General features: G+C 37.0%; 1 protein-coding gene. It reads left to right on the forward strand.

The window, feature by feature from the left end; all coding sequences use genetic code 11:
- Positions 1–214 precede the first annotated feature (214 nt).
- Positions 215–868, forward strand: coding sequence for an oxygen-insensitive NAD(P)H nitroreductase (gene nfsB / locus HLH16_RS06105; RefSeq protein ID WP_171528662.1), 654 nt, complete (start codon positions 215–217; stop codon positions 866–868).
- The last annotated feature ends 157 nt before the right edge of the window (positions 869–1025 follow it).

Here is a 1025-nt window from a genome sequence, read left to right on the forward strand (position 1 = left end):
AATCTTTTTCAGATTCAATCAATAATTGAACCGCTCTTTCTCTGATTTCAGGAGTATATTTTGGTTTTGTCATTGGGACATTCTCTCAAGAAAGTTGGTCTCCGACAAACCCGGTACGGTTCATATCTATAAATTACTTAGATCCAACCCAAATCTTTTATATTAATTTTTCATGTAGAATATTAAACATAATTTATAAGTGGAGTAATCATTCATGGATCTTTTAAACGTCTCGAAAACCCGTTATACCACCAAAGCCTATGATCCTATTCGAAAAATTCCCAAGGAACAGGTTGCACGTTTATTAGAAATCTTACGTTTGACTCCATCTTCTATCAACATTCAACCTTGGCATTTTTTTATTGCTGACAATCAAGCGGCTAAAGAACGGATCGCCAAAGCATTGGTTGGGAAATATACCTATAACGCACCTAAAGTTCTAGATTCTTCGCATACCATTTTGTTCTGTACTAAAGCCGATATCAGCGAACAGCATTTAGATAACTTGCTCACTCAAGATGACATCAGTGGTCGTTTTAAAGATGAAAAAGCCAAACAGGGACAAAAAGACAGCCGCTCCGGTTATGTCGATTATTATCGCAATGAAAAAGGTGATATTCAGCGCTGGGCGGAAAATCAGACCTTTATTGCTTTAGGTCAAATTCTATTAGCTGCTGGAATTGAAGGCATTGATGCAACACCCATTGGTGGATTTGATGAACAAATCATCAATGATGAATTGCAGTTAACCGAGAAAGGCTTGATCCCTTCGGTATTACTGACACTGGGTTATCGTAGTGAAAATGATTTCAATGCCAAACTGCCAAAATCCCGTCTAGACAAAGAACAGATTTTCACTCAGCTTTAATTAACGATTCATTACAATAAAAGGGGGTTATAACCCACTGCTGTCCCATAGTTTGATTTAAATAAAAAAACCTGAGTCCGAACAGTTAAAATATGAGTGCAAACAAACACTTTAACGACCAGGATTCAGGTTTTGTCACATCAGAATACCGTATTTC

It is taken from the genome of Acinetobacter sp. ANC 5378, from assembly GCF_013004315.1.
Lineage (GTDB): Bacteria > Pseudomonadota > Gammaproteobacteria > Pseudomonadales > Moraxellaceae > Acinetobacter.